The sequence below is a fragment of the Pseudomonas sp. GM102 genome, from assembly GCF_000282555.1.
In the GTDB taxonomy this organism is placed as follows: domain Bacteria; phylum Pseudomonadota; class Gammaproteobacteria; order Pseudomonadales; family Pseudomonadaceae; genus Aquipseudomonas.
The window spans coordinates 1-14,311 of the sequence record NZ_AKJB01000073.1 but is presented as its reverse complement, the minus strand read 5'-3'; the positions used below and the strand labels follow the sequence as shown (position 1 = coordinate 14,311).

Here is a 14,311-nt window from a genome sequence, read left to right as displayed (position 1 = left end):
GTAAGGTCGGCCGCACTTTTTTGCGACTCACCGCGTCAAGGAAGCCCGCAGGGGCGGGATGAATGTCTGTGATCAACTTCAACATCGCCCAATGGCGCGCGTGGGCCCCTGGGCTTGAAAGCGTGGATGATTGGCTGGCCTGGAGCCGACAACCGGTCGTGCTCGAGCGTAGCGATGCCGCCCCCGATGTGTCGTTTCTGCCTGCCATGCAGCGTCGGCGACTCAGCCGTCTGGCGCGGATGGCCTTCAGCGTTGGCTGGCCGTTAGCGGATGGTCACCAGGACCTACCGTTGGTCTTTATTTCCCGCCACGGCGAAACCCCGCGCACTTTCGAAATTCTCAGCGATCTGGCGACTGACCAACCGTTGTCGCCCACTCAGTTCAGCCTGTCGGTGCACAACGCGGTCATTGGCCTGTGGTCGATCATGCGCGGCGAAACCAGCGAAATGACTGCCCTCGCCGCGGCTGGCGATGGCCTTGAACACGGCATGCTAGAGGCGGCGGCGTTGCTTGATGAAGGCGCGCCTGCGGTGCTGCTGGTAGTGACGGAAGAGCAACCGCCCGCGGCCTACTCCGCCTGGATCGACGACGTGCCATTCCCTTATGCGGTGGGCCTGCTGATTACGCCCGGCAATCAGTGGCAGCTGTCGCTGAACAGCACCTCGCAAGCGTTGTCCAAACCCCACTGGCCCCATGCCCTGAATCTGTTACGCACCCTGCTCGGCCAGCAGACTACCTGCCAACATGCCTGGAAAAATCGTGTATGGACCTGGCAACGCAACCCGTAACCGATAAAAACCGCGACGCCTATTACTGGCGTCTGCTGGCCACTGCCGCAAGCTTCACCCTGTTCGGGTTGGGCGGGCTTTGCCTGCGACTGGTAGTGTTCCCGCTATTGAGCTGTCTGCCGGGAGACGCCCAGGCCCATCGTCAGCGGGCACGACAGACAGTCAGCCGGTGTTTCTGGTTTTTCATTCGTTTCATGGCTCGCACTGGCGTGCTGACCTATGACATTCAAGGGGCGGAAAAGCTCGGCCGACCAGGCCAGATGATCGTTGCCAATCACCCCTCGCTCATCGATGTGGTGTTTTTGATCGGCCTGGTGGGTCATGCCAACTGCGTGGTCAAGAAAAGCCTCTGGGAAAACCCGTTCACCCGCGGTCCGCTACGCCGCACCGATTACATCAGCAACGACGGCAGCATGGACATGCTCGACGCCGCTGCCGACGCACTGAAAAGCGGTCAGACCCTGATCATCTTTCCTGAGGGAACCCGCACCCACCCCGGTAAACCGCCGGCCTTTCATCGGGGTGGCGCGGCAATCGCCCTGCGCGGTGCGAGAATCCTCACCCCGGTGATCATCAAGGTCAGTCCGACCACATTGACCAAGGCCGAACCCTGGTATCGCATTCCCAAACGCCGCGTGCACTTCAGTTTTCGCGTTGGGGCCGATATAGACCCACAGGCCTTCGCTACGCAAGGGCCTGCGCCTCAGGCTTCGCGCAAGCTCAATGATTATTTGCACCATTACTTTATTAAGGAGCTCGCCGAAGATGAGCGATCTACACCGTGAGATAAAAGAACTGATCATCGAAGCACTGGGCCTCGAAGACATCAGCGTCGACGACATCGGCGACAATCAGACGCTGTTCGGCGAAGGTTTGGGCCTGGACTCGGTAGACGCCCTGGAACTCGGCCTGGCGATCCAGAAAAAGTACGGCATCAAAATCGATGCCGACGCCAAGGACACCCGTAATCACTTCACCAACGTGGCGAGCCTTGCGGCGTTCGTCACTGCAAAACAGGCAGCTTGAGACCGGACCATGCAAACTCGTGACGATATTTTCAATACCCTGCGCGATGCTCTGGTCGAACTCTTCGAGCTGGAGCCCGAGCGCATCAGCCTGGGGTCCAACCTGTATCAGGATCTGGAAATCGACAGCATCGATGCGGTCGACCTGATCGATCACATCAAACGCCAGACCGGCAAGAAAATCGCTGCCGAAGAATTCAAATCGGTGCGTACCGTCAGCGACGTGGTCGAGGCGGTCTACCGCCTGGTTCAACCGGCCGCATGAGCCGATTGATCGGCCTCGGCCTGCTGCTGGCAGGCCTGTTGTACCCCTTTGCGGTGTATTTCGGCATGGAGCATTTTGCCCCGTGGCAGTTCGGTCTGCTGCTGGGTAGCCTGTGGCTGGCGCGGGCGCTGACTGGCGAGCGGCGGCCTGGCAGCCTGTGGATGGCCGTGGTCGCCATCGCGTTCTGCCTGTTGCTGGCGCTGTTCGACAGCCCGGTGCTGCTGCGCTGGTACCCGGTGCTGATCAGCGCGTTCATGCTGGCGCTGTTCGGCCTGAGCCTGAAATATGGCCCGCCGATGATTGAACGCCTGGCCCGTCTGCGAGAACCGGAATTACCGGCCAGGGCCATTCGCTACACCCGCCAGGTGACGATTGCCTGGAGCGTGTTTTTTCTCTGTAACGGCTTGTGCGCCGCCGCCCTGACCCTTTGGGCGCCGCTGAGTTGGTGGATGTTGTACACCGGCCTGATCTCCTATGGATTGATCGGCCTGATGTTTGCCATTGAATGGCTGATACGACAACGGGTAAGAGGCCGCCCATGAATTGGATAACACTTGAGCAACTGTTGCTCAAGGCTCAGCCGGACCGTGCCGTGACGGTGGAACCGGCGTTGAACCACGCGCAATTGTGCGAACAGGCCCTGAGCCTGGCTGCCGGCCTGCAAGCTCAGGGGGTCCAGCGCATCGCCGTGCACCTTGAGGACGCTGCCGACCTGGCCATTGCCCTGCTCGGCGCCTGGCGTGCCGGGGTCAGCGTGCTGCTGCCCGCCGACCTACAAGCGCAGACTCGCCAGCGCTGGTCGACTGAGGTCGATCTGTGGCTGACCGATCACACCGAGGATGCGCACCTGAGCGATTACCAGCATCCACCGCTGCCGGCCAGTCCGCTGGATCTGGATCGCTGTCAGCTAAGCCTGTGCACCTCCGGTTCCAGTGGTGAACCCAAGCGCATCGACAAAACCCTGCGCCAACTGGCCAACGAAGTCCAAGCGCTGGAGCACCTGTGGGGCGCAGATCTGGGCGCGGCCTGCATCATCGGCAGCGTTGCCACGCAGCACATCTACGGGTTGCTGTTTCGGGTGCTGTGGCCGTTGTGCGCCGGACGTTCGTTCGTGCGTAAACAACTGGCCTTCCCGGAAGACCTGCAACGCGCCAGTCGCGAACACCCGGCCTTCGCCTGGGTCGCCAGCCCGGCGCTGCTCAAACGCATGGGCGACAACCTCGACTGGCCCGCGCTGAGCGCAGTGCGCCGAGTGTTTTCCTCCGGTGGCGCGCTGCCCGCCGAAGCGGCGCAAAGCCTGCATGAACGCCTGCAGCAATGGCCGACAGAAATCTTCGGCAGTTCGGAAACCGGCGGCATCGCTTGGCGTCAGGGCCAGAATCTCTGGCAGCCCTTCGCTGATGTTGCGCTGAGCCAGGACAGCGATGGCGCCCTGCTTATCGCTTCACCGTACTTGCCGGCCGGCTATATCGAGCACACCGCCGATGCTGCGCGCATCGCCGCCGACGGCCGTTTCGAGCTGTTGGGACGGCTGGACCGAATCGTCAAACTGGAAGAAAAACGTATCTCGCTACCGATGCTCGAACAAGCGTTGACGGCTCACGACTGGGTCGCCGAAGCGCGCCTCGGTGTGGTTCAGGAAAACCGCGCCTCATTGGGTGCGGTGCTGGTGCTCAGCGAGCAAGGTTTGTATGCCCTGCGCAATCTGGGACGACGCAGCCTCACTCAAGTCTTGCGTCAGCATCTGAGCCAGCATTGTGAAACGCTGGCCCTGCCACGACGCTGGCGCTTGTTGCGGCAACTGCCGCTGAACGCACAGGGAAAACTGCCCCAGGCCGAAGTTGAAGCCCTGCTGCTGGCGCCACGCCCAAAGGCGCCGCAAGTGCTGGAGCAGCTCGAAGCCGATGGCGAGTGGAACCTGCAACTGGCCGTCCCGCCAGACCTGGCGTATTTCAGCGGACACTTCCCCCGAGCGCCAGTATTGCCCGGCGTAGTGCAGGTGGATTGGGCGTTGAACCTGGGCCAGCAATTGATGGACCTGCCGGCAAAATTCGCCGGTATGGAAGTCTTGAAATTTCAGCAACTGGTACGCCCCGGTGATGAAATCCAGTTGCACCTGCGCTTCGACTCGGCGCGCAGTAAATTGTATTTCGCCTATCGCAATGAAACCGCCACCTGCTCCAGTGGGCGGATTTTGCTGGAGGCGTCAAGCGATGCATAACCTGTGGCGAGGGAGCTTGCTCCCGCTGGGCTGCGAAGCGGCCCCCAAATCAACCAACGCAGACTTCATTGCGAGCGCTTCGCACTCGAACGGGAGCAAGCTCCCTCGCCACAGTAAGCGCCTTCAAAACAAGGGTTCTGTGGAGGTTTCTGATCATGCATAACCCCTGCGCAATCATCCCTGTCTACAACCACGAAACCGCAATCACTGCCGTGGTCGATGCGCTGCTTGCCAGTGGCCTGCCATGCATTCTGGTGGACGATGCCAGCAGCCCGGCCTGCGCCAAAGTGCTTGACCGACTGGCCCAGCGTGACCGGGTTTACCTGATCAGGCTCACCATCAATCAAGGCAAGGGCGGCGCGGTGATGACCGGTTTGCGCGAAGCCTCGCGCCTGGGCTTCAGCCACGCCTTGCAGGTGGACGCCGACGGCCAGCACGACCTGCAAGACGTCAAGGTCTTCATCGAGCATTCGCGTGCCCATCCCGAGGCGGTAATCTGCGGTTATCCGCAATACGACACCAGTGTGCCGAAAGGTCGTTTGTACGCCCGCTACCTGACGCACGTCATGGTCTGGATCAACACCCTGTCGTTGCAGATTCGCGACTCCATGTGCGGCTTCCGCGTCTACCCATTGCCACCGACCCTGGCACTGATCGACTCGGCCAGGATTGGCAAGCGCATGGACTTCGACTCCGACATCCTGGTACGCCTAGCCTGGCGTAATCAGCCGATGCAGTGGCTGAAAACCAGGGTTCATTACCCTCTGGATGGTGTCTCGCATTTCCGCCTGTTCCACGACAATGTACTGATTTCGAGCATGCACACCCGGCTGTTCTTCGGCATGTTGCTGCGCGCACCGGTGATCCTCTGGCGACGGTGGCGAGCATGAGCGACAACGCAGACAAACAGCACTGGGCCGACCGCCAGGAGCGCGGCAGCTTCTGGTTGATGAAGTTCACTGCGCTTTGCGCAAAAGTCTTGGGTCGCCGACTGCTGAGCCCGCTGCTGTACGGCATCGTGCTGTACTTTTTCCTGTTCGGGCGCAGCGCCCGCAAAAGCGCCTGGCAATACCAGCAGCGGCTCGCTGACTGGAGCGGTCGTAGCGAATTGCGCCCGAGCCATTGGCAGGTGTTCGGCCAGTTCATGGCCTTCGCCGACTCCATGCTCGACAAACTCGATGTGTGGAATGGCAAGCTGAGCATCGATCAGATCGAAATCATCGACCCGGCGCTGCTGCGCAATAAACTGCGCGGTACACGCGGGCAAATGCTGGTAGGCGCGCACCTGGGCAATCTCGAGGTCTGCCGGGCACTGGCCGAGATCGGTGAGAAAGTCACCATGAACGTGCTGGTGCATACCAAGCACGCCGAACAGTTCAACCGCCTGCTGGGCGAAGCCGGGGCGACCAATCTGCGGCTGATTCAGGTCAGCGAGCTGGACCCGGTGATCATGCTGCAACTGCATGAACGCCTGGAGCGCGGCGAATGGCTGGCGATTGCCGGCGACCGCGTGCCGCTGCATGGCGGACGCAGCGTGAGCGTGGATTTCCTCGGTCATCAAGCCGCGTTCCCTCAGGGCCCATGGTTGCTGGCCGGCCTGCTGAAATGCCCGATCAACCTGATGCTGTGCCTGAAGAAACCCACTGGCGACTATCGGCTGACCCTCGAACCGTTCGCCGACGCCATCGTTTGGAAACGCAGCGACCGCGAACAGGTCATTCATCAGTGGGCCTCCCGCTACGCCGAACGCCTGGGTCACTATTGCCTCGAAGCGCCCCAACAATGGTTCAACTTTTACCCTTTCTGGAAGACCGATGACGACGCCAACGCTTGAGCCGGTAACCTTCGGCGAACTCCCTTTGCGCATCGAAGACGTGCTGGCCCTGGCCAACCGTCAGGTACCGACGCAGTTGCAGGGCGACCCCGATTTTCGCCAGCGCATCGCCAAGGGCCCGCAATTCCTTGATTCCCTGTTGGACAAGGAAGGCGTGATCTATGGCGTGACCACCGGTTATGGCGATTCCTGTGTGGTGGCGGTGCCGCTGCACCATGTCGAAGCCCTGCCCCGTCATCTGTATACCTTCCACGGTTGCGGCCTGGGCAAACTGCTCGACGCCCAAGCCACCCGTGCGGTGCTGGCGGCGCGTTTGCAGTCGCTGTGCCAAGGCGTTTCCGGGGTACGCGTGGAACTGCTGGAGCGCCTGCAAGCCTTTCTCGAATACGACATCCTGCCGCTGATTCCAGAAGAAGGTTCGGTAGGCGCCAGCGGCGATCTGACGCCGCTGTCCTATGTCGCCGCAACCTTGTCCGGCGAACGCGAAGTGATGTTCCGCGGTGAGCGTCGACAAGCCGCCGATGTACACAGCGAACTGGGCTGGGAGCCACTGGTATTACGCCCCAAAGAAGCGCTGGCGCTGATGAACGGCACCGCCGTGATGACCGGCATTGCTTGCCTGGCTTACGCCCGCGCCGATTACCTGTTGCAACTGGCCACGCGCATCACCGCGCTGAACGTGGTCGCGTTGCAGGGCAACCCGGAGCACTTCGACGAGCGTCTGTTCGCCGCCAAACCCCATCCGGGGCAGATGCAAGTCGCTGCATGGTTGCGCAAGGATCTGGCGATCGATGCGCCGACCGCGCCGCTGCATCGCCTGCAAGATCGCTATTCCCTGCGCTGTGCGCCGCACGTGCTCGGGGTGCTGGCCGACAGCTTGAACTGGCTGCGCTCGTTCATCGAGATCGAACTGAACAGCGCCAACGATAACCCGATCATCGACGCCGAAGCCGAACGCGTGCTGCACGGCGGGCACTTCTACGGCGGCCATATCGCGTTCGCCATGGACAGTCTGAAAACCCTGGTGGCGAATGTCGCCGACTTGCTCGACCGCCAGCTCGCGCTGCTGGTGGACGAGCGTTACAACCATGGTTTGCCAAGCAATCTGTCCGGCGCCACCGCCGACCGCGCGATGCTCAATCACGGCTTCAAGGCAGTGCAGATCGGCACCAGCGCCTGGACCGCCGAAGCCCTGAAAAACACCATGCCGGCCAGCGTCTTCTCGCGCTCCACCGAGTGCCACAACCAGGACAAAGTCAGCATGGGCACCATCGCCGCCCGCGACGCCATCCGCGTGCTGGAGCTGACCGAACAGGTCGCCGCCGCCACGCTGCTGGCCGCCAACCAAGGCGTCTGGCTGCGCGGCCAGGCTGAAGACGCGCGGCCATTGCCACCGGCCCTGGCCGCGATGCACGAAGAGTTGACCAAGGACTTCCCACCGGTCATCGAAGACCGTGCCCTGGAAGGCGAATTGCGCCTGTGCCTGCAACGCATCGCCGAACAACACTGGAGGTTGCATGCGTAGCAAGGGAGTGCTGCACACCGACACGGAAATCCTCGTACCGTTCTTTGACGTCGACACCATGAACGTGGTCTGGCACGGCCATTACGTCAAATACCTGGAAGTCGCTCGCTGTGCGCTGCTGGACAGGATCGGCCACAACTACGACGCCATGGTGGCGTCGGGTTACGCGTGGCCGGTGATCGACTTGCAACTGCGCTATGTGCGCGGTGCGGTGTTCGGCCAGAAGCTGAATGTGCGCGCCAGCCTGGTGGAGTGGGAAAACCGCCTGAAGATCAATTACCTGATCAGCGATCTGGCCACCGGCGAACGCCTGACCCGCGCCTGTTCCGTGCAGGTCGCCGTCGACATGAGCAGCCGCGAAATGCAGCTGGCGTCACCGAAGGTGTTCACCGATGCGGTTGAAAGGATGCTGCCATGAATTCGCTGTTCAAATGCCTTGGCGCTTTAGCGTTACTCGGGCTCTCATCATTGGCGCAGGCCTTCGATCTGCAGCAACTCAGTGATCAACTGGCCAAACCCGATGTGATCCATGGCAGCTTCATCCAGGAAAAACACCTGCGCGCCCTGCCGCAGCCGCTGACCAGCAAGGGCACGTTCGTTCTGGCAAAAAACCATGGTTTGCTTTGGCTGCTGAAAACCCCGCTGCAACAGGACTACCGCATCAGCGACAAGGGCATTGCCCGGCGTGATGCCAACGGTTGGCAAATGCTGCCGAACAAGAGTGCCGGCGCCGAACAGAACCGCTTGTTCCTCGCGGTGCTGCAAGGCGACAGCAGCGGCCTGCAACGGGATTTCGAGCTTTCGCTGAGCGGCGATGCACAGCGCTGGAAGCTGACCCTGACCCCGCGCTCGATGCTGCTCAAGCAGGTGTTCAATCAGATCAACATTGACGGCGGCGAACTGGTGCACAGCATCGAGCTGCTCGAAACCCAGGGCGACCGAACCCTGTTGCGCATGCAGGACAGCACCAGCGCACAACCCTTGAGCGATGCGGAGCAACATGACTTTGCCGAGTGAACGGATGCTGCCGCGGCTGTTTCTGATCCTGCTGCTGGCGGTGCTCGCGCTCGCCGGCTGGCAATGGCGTGACGGTGCACCGCTGTCGGCCAATCTGATGGAACTGGTGCCAGGCACGGCACCGGACGCGCTGGAACTGCGCGCCGAACAACGCATGCAAGAACCGCTGAACCGGGAAATGCTGGTGCTGGTCGGCCATAAAGACCGCCAGCAAGCCATCGCCATGGCACAAAAACTCGGCGAGCAGTGGCAGGCCAGCGGCGTCTTCGAAAAGGTCCAGTGGAACCTGCAGGCCGACTTGCCGGCGCTGCGCGCACAATTGCTGCAAGGCCGCCTGGCGATGTTGTCCGTGGCCGACCGGCAGCAACTCATCGAGCACCCCGACGCCTTTATTCAGCAACGGGTACAAGCCCTGTTCGACCCGTTCACCGGCTTCAGCCTGGTACCGAGCCAGGACGACTGGCTCGGCCTGACCGGGCGCATCCAGAACAGCCAGCCACAACACGGCTCGGTGCAACTGGACATCGGCAGCGGTACGCTGGTTGCCGATGCCGATGGCAAGAGTTGGGTGATGCTGCGGGCGCGAACCGCCGGCAACGCGTTCGACATGAACCTGCCGCTGCAAGTGGCTGACCTGCTGCAACACAGTCGCGAAGAAGCCGCCCGGTCGGATGTGCAACTGCTCGCCGCCAGTGGCTTGCTGTATGCCGCCAGCGGTCAACGGCAAGCCGCGCGGGAAATGACCTGGGTCGGCGGCGGCGCCACGGTCGGGATTCTGTTGCTGCTGTTGCTGGCCTTCCGGCGCTGGCGGGTATTGCTGGCGTTCGTCCCGGTGCTGGTGGGCATGCTGTTCGGTGCGGTGGCCTGCGTGGCGCTGTTCGGCCACATGCATGTGATGACGCTGGTGCTGGGCTCAAGCCTGATCGGTGTGGCGGTGGATTACCCGCTGCATTACCTCTCAAAAAGCTGGAGCCTGAAACCCTGGCACAGCTGGCCGGCGTTACGCCTGACCCTGCCGGGGCTGACCCTGAGCCTGATCACCAGTTGCATCGGCTACCTGGCCCTGGCCTGGACACCGTTCCCGGCCCTGACCCAAATTGCCGTGTTCTCCGCCGCCGGCCTGCTTGGCGCCTACCTGTCGGCAGTGTGCCTGCTGCCGGCGCTGCTCAAGGGCGTGGTTCTGCGCCCGGCGCAGTGGCCGATGCGCATCGCCGAGAAGTTGCTGGAGCTGCGTGAAACGTTGCTCAAATACTTGCGCACGCCAGTCCTGCTGGCATTGCTGATCGCCTTCTGTGTCGGCGGTCTGTTGCAGTTGCAGAGCAAAAACGACATTCGCCAATGGGTCGGCACACCGCAGCAACTGACTGACGAAGCCCAGACCATCGCACGCATCACCGGCTATCAACCTACCAGCCAGTTTTTCCTGGTGCGCGCGGCCAATCAGCAGGCGTTGCTCGAACGCCTGACGGCACTGAGCGAGCGCCTGGATCAACTGGTCAATCTGGAAAAACTTCAGGGCTACCTGTCGCTCAATCAACTGGTCAGCCAACCGAGCGAACAGCGCAAAGTGCGTGAAGCACTGAGCAAGCTGCCGCAGTTCTGGCAACCGTTGCTCGCCCTCGGCGTGCCGGCCACCGCGTTGCAAGCCGAGCTGGCAACGTTGCAGGCGCTGCCCATCGAAGACATCGACGCAGCGCTGGCCGGCCCATTGGCAGAACCCTATCGCACGCTGTGGCTGGGACCGACCGATGATGGCGTGGCGGCGATGGTCAGCCTGCAAGGCTTGAACAATCCCACGCTGTTGCGGGTTCAGGCGCTGGACTTGCCGGGTGTGGAACTGGTGGATCGCCTCGGCGAACTGAACCAGGTTTTCGCCGCCACTCAAATCAGCGCCGCTGAATTGAAACTCGCCTCCTGCGTGTTGATCGTGCTGGTGCTGATCCTGCCATTCGGTTTCGGTGGCGCGTTGCGAATCGTCTCCCTGCCGTTGCTGGCGGCCCTGTGCAGTCTGGCAAGCCTCGGTTGGCTCGGTCAGCCGCTGACATTGTTCAGCCTGTTCGGTCTGCTGCTGGTGACGGCCATCAGCGTCGATTACGCGATCCTCATGCGCGAACAGATCGGCGGTGCCGCGGCGAGTCTGCTGGGCACCTTGCTGGCAGCGGTGACCACTTGGCTGTCGTTTGGCCTGTTGGCGGTGTCCAGCACACCGGCGGTGAGCAACTTCGGCCTGTCGGTGAGCCTCGGCCTGGCGTTCAGTTTCATCTTGGCGCCGTGGGCCGGACGCCAAGTCCATGCCGCCCCAGTTACAGAGCCGGCAGCATGATGGTCGCAGTGTTCTGGATGATGGCCCTGGTGTTGTTCGCCATGGCCACTCGTATCGGTCGTCATTTCGGTCTGATTCCGATCGTCAGCCAGTTGCTGCTGGCGACCTTCGGCCTGCCGCTGCTGATGTACTTCTGGATCGAACCGGGCTGGCAACTGAGCGGTGCCGACCTGATCTCGCCGGGCTGGCTGAAGAACCTCTACAGCCTGAGCTTTGCCTTGCTGCTGGGGCACATTCTCAGCGACGTGATCGACCTGCGACTGGAACGCCAGAGCCTGAAAATCGCCCTGCCGAGTTTCTGTATTCCGTTTGCCTGCGGGCTGGCGACGGCGGTCTGGCTGTTGCCGCCGCAGCCGTGGATCAGCTCGCTGGCGGTCGGTCTGCTGTTCGCCATCACCGCGATTCCGGTGTTGTATCTGTACCTGCGACACATCAACTACCCGCCCGCCGCCACCCGGCGTCTGGTGCAAACCGCGATCCTGATCGACCTGACCTGCTGGACCCTGTTCGCGTTCGCCCAGGGCAGCCTGCACCTGAGTAGCCTCTTGCTGCCGCTGGCCGGCGCCTGTCTGCCGTTGTTGCTGCGCCTGCTCGGATTGCGCCAACCGTTGCTGCACAGCGGCTGCTTCTTCGCGCTGCTGGTGGTCGCCGAACACTTCAAACTCAATGCGCTGATTTTCGGTATCGGCTATCTGCTGTGCATGGCCGCACTCAAGGTGCCATTGGTGCTGCCATTGTCGGCGGCGTGGATGAGCCGTTTGCAGACCTGGATCGCCATCCCGCTGATCCTCACGTTCGGTATCGTGCAGATCAACGTGCATAGCGCGATGGCCAGCCTCGGCTGGGTGCAACTGGCCGCGCTCCTGCTGTTGCCGATCGCCAGCAAACTGTTGGGCAACTGGCTGGGCCTCGGCTGGGCTGGCGCCTCGTTTGAAGGTGCCAGCCGCTGGCGGGAAAGCCTTTTACTGAATATTCGCGGCTTGAGCGAGATCGTCTTTCTCAACCTGCTGCTGCAACAACAGCTCATCAGCCCGGCGCTGTACTTCGCGCTGATGTTGATGGGCCTGATCGCAACCCTGCTGCCGGCACTCGCCGGCATGCACCGAATCCCTTTGAACATCGCCGCCCCGGCAAGGAGCACCCGTGCCAACAGTTGAAATGGAACGTCGTCAGGTACTGGTGATCGGCGCTGGCCCCTCGGGCGCCATCGCCGCCGCGCTGCTCAAGCGTCAAGGCCATGATGTGCTGATGATCGAGCGCCAGCATTTCCCACGGTTTTCCATCGGTGAAAGCCTGCTGTCCCACTGCCTGGATTTCGTCGAAGAAGCCGGCATGCTCGAGGCGGTCAATGCGGCCGGTTTCCAGCGCAAAAACGGCGCAGCGTTCGCTTGGGGCGATCAGTACAGCGCCTTCGATTTCGGCGATACGTTCAGCAACGGCAAGCCAACGACGTTCCAGGTCCAGCGCGCCGATTTCGACAAGCTGCTGGCCGATCAGGCTGAGCTGCAAGGCGTCGATGTCCGTTACGGCGAAGCCATCGTCAGCGCCGATTTCAGCCTGCCTAAACCGCAGCTCGACGTACTTCGCGAAGACGGTAGCCAGTACCGCGTCGAAGCCGACTTCGTGCTTGATGCCAGCGGTTACGGTCGCGTGCTGCCGCGCTTGCTGGACCTTGAAGCACCGTCGAACTTCCCGGTGCGCCAGGCCGTGTTCACCCATGTCGAAGATTGCATCGACAGCCCGGCTTTCGACCGGGAGAAAATCCTCATCACCACCCATCCGACCCAGCGCGACATCTGGTTCTGGACCATTCCGTTCAGCAACGGCCGTTGCTCGGTGGGCGTGGTGGCAGCCGCCGAGCACTTCGAAGGCCGCACCGAGAATCTGGACGACTGCTTGCGCGGCTTCATCGCCGAAACCCCAAGCCTGGCCGGTGTACTGAACAACGCCGTGTGGGATACGCCCGCACGGACCATCGGCGGCTATTCGGCCAACGTCAAAACTCTGCATGGCCCAGGTTTCGCCCTGCTGGGCAATGCGGCGGAATTTCTCGACCCGGTGTTCTCTTCCGGCGTGACCATCGCCATGCGTTCGGCGAGCATGGCCGCCGGGGTGCTGCACCGCCAACTGCAAGGTGAAAGCGTCAACTGGCAGACCGAATTCGCCGAACCGCTCAAGCGCGGCGTCGACACCTTCCGTTGCTACGTCGAAGGCTGGTACGCGGGGACCTTTCAGGATGTGATTTTCTATCAGGGCGGCACAGCGGATATCCGCCGCATGATCAGCTCGATCCTCGCGGGTTACGCCTGGGATGAACGCAACCCGTTCGTCAGCGAACCCAAACGTCGACTGCGGATGATCTCGGACCTTTGCGCACAGGATCCGACATGAGTTACTTGAGCGACAACTACGTCGAAGAAACCCGTTTCGGTTTCTGGTTCCTGCGCAGTCACACCTGGCAGCACCATGTATTGCGCGTGGCGATCAATGATTTGCGCGACCTGTTCAGCGCGCCATTGCCCGCCAACCCGGTATTGCTGGATGCCGGTTGCGGCCAGGGCAAGTCGTTCCAGTACCTGCGCCAGACCTTCGCGCCTCAACGCCTGATCGGGCTGGATGCCGATCTTCACAGCCTGAACCTGAGCGGTGAAGAAGCGACTCGTCAGGGCATGGATGTAGAACTGATCGGCAGCGACTGCGCCAGCATCAACGTGCCGGACGCCAGCGTCGATCTGCTGTTCTGTCACCAGACCTTCCATCACCTTGTCGAGCAGGAGCGGGCCCTGGCCGAGTTCTATCGAGTGCTCAAGCCGGGCGGCTATTTGCTGTTCGCCGAGTCCACCGAGGCTTACATTGATACGTGGGTGATTCGCTGGCTGTTCCGCCACCCGATGCATGTGCAAAAGAGCGCTGCCGGCTACCTGGACATGATTCGTCGACAGGGTTTTGAATTCGGCCCGCAGAACGTGTCTTACCCTTACTTGTGGTGGAGTCGCGCCAAGGATTTCGGCCTGCTCGAACGCTTCGGCCTGCGCCAGCCAAAACCCTTTGGCCAACGGGAAGAAACCCTGGTCAATGTGGTTGCGCGCAAGCCTCTTGAAGGTGCTGATTGATGTCTAGCGCAACTCAAACCTGTGGGAGCGAGCCTGTGTGGCGAGGGGGCTTGCCCCCGTTGGGTCGCGAAGCGGCCCCAAAACCTGCAATCGCGGTGTATCAAGTAAGCCGCATGCGATGGTTTTACGACTGCTACGCAGCCGAACGGGGCGATGCGGCGTTCCGACAAACCCCCTCGCCACACAGGCTCCCCCCCCCA

15 protein-coding genes are annotated in these 14,311 nt (G+C 61.8%); all 15 read left to right on the top strand.

The features are described 5' to 3' along the window. Nucleotides 1-62: 62 nt before the first annotated feature. The 15 genes from PMI18_RS10100 (at nucleotide 63) to PMI18_RS10170 (ending at nucleotide 14,111) form a co-directional block, all read left to right on the top strand. Complete coding sequence (locus PMI18_RS10100) at nucleotides 63-788, top strand: beta-ketoacyl synthase chain length factor (protein WP_007903182.1); 726 nt, start codon at nucleotides 63-65, stop codon at nucleotides 786-788. Continuing rightward, nucleotides 764-1,573 carry a lysophospholipid acyltransferase family protein gene (locus PMI18_RS10105; RefSeq protein WP_007903181.1) on the top strand — a complete coding sequence of 270 codons (810 nt, stop codon included), beginning with the start codon at nucleotides 764-766 and terminating at the stop codon, nucleotides 1,571-1,573. The genes PMI18_RS10100 and PMI18_RS10105 overlap by 25 nt, the downstream gene beginning before the upstream one ends. Continuing rightward, a complete protein-coding gene (locus PMI18_RS10110; RefSeq protein ID WP_007903179.1) occupies nucleotides 1,554-1,814 on the top strand; it encodes a phosphopantetheine-binding protein in 261 nt (86 codons plus the stop codon). Before PMI18_RS10105 ends, PMI18_RS10110 begins: the two co-directional genes overlap by 20 nt. A 9-nt stretch (nucleotides 1,815-1,823) precedes the next feature. Continuing rightward, a complete protein-coding gene (locus PMI18_RS10115) occupies nucleotides 1,824-2,078 on the top strand; it encodes an acyl carrier protein (protein ID WP_007903178.1) in 255 nt (84 codons plus the stop codon). Beyond that, nucleotides 2,075-2,620 (top strand): hypothetical protein, encoded by a 546-nt coding sequence (locus PMI18_RS10120; protein ID WP_007903177.1) that lies wholly within the window; start codon nucleotides 2,075-2,077, stop codon nucleotides 2,618-2,620. The genes PMI18_RS10115 and PMI18_RS10120 overlap by 4 nt, the downstream gene beginning before the upstream one ends. Beyond that, nucleotides 2,617-4,299: an acyl-CoA synthetase family protein gene (locus PMI18_RS10125; protein WP_007903176.1), complete on the top strand. Its 1,683-nt coding sequence runs from the start codon at nucleotides 2,617-2,619 to the stop codon at nucleotides 4,297-4,299. Before PMI18_RS10120 ends, PMI18_RS10125 begins: the two co-directional genes overlap by 4 nt. 155 nt (nucleotides 4,300-4,454) lie before the next feature. Next, entirely contained in the window at nucleotides 4,455-5,189 is a 735-nt protein-coding gene (locus PMI18_RS10130; RefSeq protein ID WP_007903174.1) for a glycosyltransferase family 2 protein, read from the top strand. Next, the gene (locus tag PMI18_RS10135; protein WP_007903173.1) at nucleotides 5,186-6,133 is read left to right on the top strand and encodes an LpxL/LpxP family acyltransferase; all 948 of its coding nucleotides are present in this window, start codon (nucleotides 5,186-5,188) and stop codon (nucleotides 6,131-6,133) included. The genes PMI18_RS10130 and PMI18_RS10135 overlap by 4 nt, the downstream gene beginning before the upstream one ends. Beyond that, nucleotides 6,114-7,658: an HAL/PAL/TAL family ammonia-lyase gene (locus PMI18_RS10140; protein WP_007903172.1), complete on the top strand. Its 1,545-nt coding sequence runs from the start codon at nucleotides 6,114-6,116 to the stop codon at nucleotides 7,656-7,658. Before PMI18_RS10135 ends, PMI18_RS10140 begins: the two co-directional genes overlap by 20 nt. Beyond that, complete coding sequence (locus PMI18_RS10145; RefSeq protein ID WP_007903171.1) at nucleotides 7,651-8,076, top strand: acyl-CoA thioesterase; 426 nt, start codon at nucleotides 7,651-7,653, stop codon at nucleotides 8,074-8,076. The genes PMI18_RS10140 and PMI18_RS10145 overlap by 8 nt, the downstream gene beginning before the upstream one ends. Further along, nucleotides 8,073-8,675, top strand: coding sequence for an outer membrane lipoprotein carrier protein LolA (locus PMI18_RS10150; protein ID WP_007903170.1), 603 nt, complete (start codon nucleotides 8,073-8,075; stop codon nucleotides 8,673-8,675). The genes PMI18_RS10145 and PMI18_RS10150 overlap by 4 nt, the downstream gene beginning before the upstream one ends. Beyond that, nucleotides 8,659-10,998 (top strand): MMPL family transporter, encoded by a 2,340-nt coding sequence (locus PMI18_RS10155; protein WP_007903169.1) that lies wholly within the window; start codon nucleotides 8,659-8,661, stop codon nucleotides 10,996-10,998. Before PMI18_RS10150 ends, PMI18_RS10155 begins: the two co-directional genes overlap by 17 nt. Then, complete coding sequence (locus PMI18_RS10160; protein ID WP_007903167.1) at nucleotides 10,995-12,155, top strand: hypothetical protein; 1,161 nt, start codon at nucleotides 10,995-10,997, stop codon at nucleotides 12,153-12,155. Before PMI18_RS10155 ends, PMI18_RS10160 begins: the two co-directional genes overlap by 4 nt. Continuing rightward, nucleotides 12,142-13,389: an NAD(P)/FAD-dependent oxidoreductase gene (locus PMI18_RS10165; protein ID WP_007903164.1), complete on the top strand. Its 1,248-nt coding sequence runs from the start codon at nucleotides 12,142-12,144 to the stop codon at nucleotides 13,387-13,389. Before PMI18_RS10160 ends, PMI18_RS10165 begins: the two co-directional genes overlap by 14 nt. Further along, nucleotides 13,386-14,111, top strand: a complete 726-nt coding sequence (locus PMI18_RS10170; RefSeq protein WP_007903161.1) for a class I SAM-dependent methyltransferase — start codon at nucleotides 13,386-13,388, stop codon at nucleotides 14,109-14,111. Before PMI18_RS10165 ends, PMI18_RS10170 begins: the two co-directional genes overlap by 4 nt. Nucleotides 14,112-14,311 lie beyond the last annotated feature (200 nt).

Coding starts and splice junctions, on each gene's coding strand:
- PMI18_RS10100 (WP_007903182.1), top strand. CDS start 63: ATGTCTGTGATCAACTTCAACATCGCCCAATGGCGCGCGTGGGCCCCT.
- PMI18_RS10115 (WP_007903178.1), top strand. CDS start 1,824: ATGCAAACTCGTGACGATATTTTCAATACCCTGCGCGATGCTCTGGTC.
- PMI18_RS10140 (WP_007903172.1), top strand. CDS start 6,114: ATGACGACGCCAACGCTTGAGCCGGTAACCTTCGGCGAACTCCCTTTG.
- PMI18_RS10105 (WP_007903181.1), top strand. CDS start 764: ATGGACCTGGCAACGCAACCCGTAACCGATAAAAACCGCGACGCCTAT.
- PMI18_RS10110 (WP_007903179.1), top strand. CDS start 1,554: ATGAGCGATCTACACCGTGAGATAAAAGAACTGATCATCGAAGCACTG.
- PMI18_RS10145 (WP_007903171.1), top strand. CDS start 7,651: ATGCGTAGCAAGGGAGTGCTGCACACCGACACGGAAATCCTCGTACCG.
- PMI18_RS10135 (WP_007903173.1), top strand. CDS start 5,186: ATGAGCGACAACGCAGACAAACAGCACTGGGCCGACCGCCAGGAGCGC.
- PMI18_RS10160 (WP_007903167.1), top strand. CDS start 10,995: ATGATGGTCGCAGTGTTCTGGATGATGGCCCTGGTGTTGTTCGCCATG.
- PMI18_RS10120 (WP_007903177.1), top strand. CDS start 2,075: ATGAGCCGATTGATCGGCCTCGGCCTGCTGCTGGCAGGCCTGTTGTAC.
- PMI18_RS10125 (WP_007903176.1), top strand. CDS start 2,617: ATGAATTGGATAACACTTGAGCAACTGTTGCTCAAGGCTCAGCCGGAC.
- PMI18_RS10155 (WP_007903169.1), top strand. CDS start 8,659: ATGACTTTGCCGAGTGAACGGATGCTGCCGCGGCTGTTTCTGATCCTG.
- PMI18_RS10150 (WP_007903170.1), top strand. CDS start 8,073: ATGAATTCGCTGTTCAAATGCCTTGGCGCTTTAGCGTTACTCGGGCTC.
- PMI18_RS10130 (WP_007903174.1), top strand. CDS start 4,455: ATGCATAACCCCTGCGCAATCATCCCTGTCTACAACCACGAAACCGCA.
- PMI18_RS10170 (WP_007903161.1), top strand. CDS start 13,386: ATGAGTTACTTGAGCGACAACTACGTCGAAGAAACCCGTTTCGGTTTC.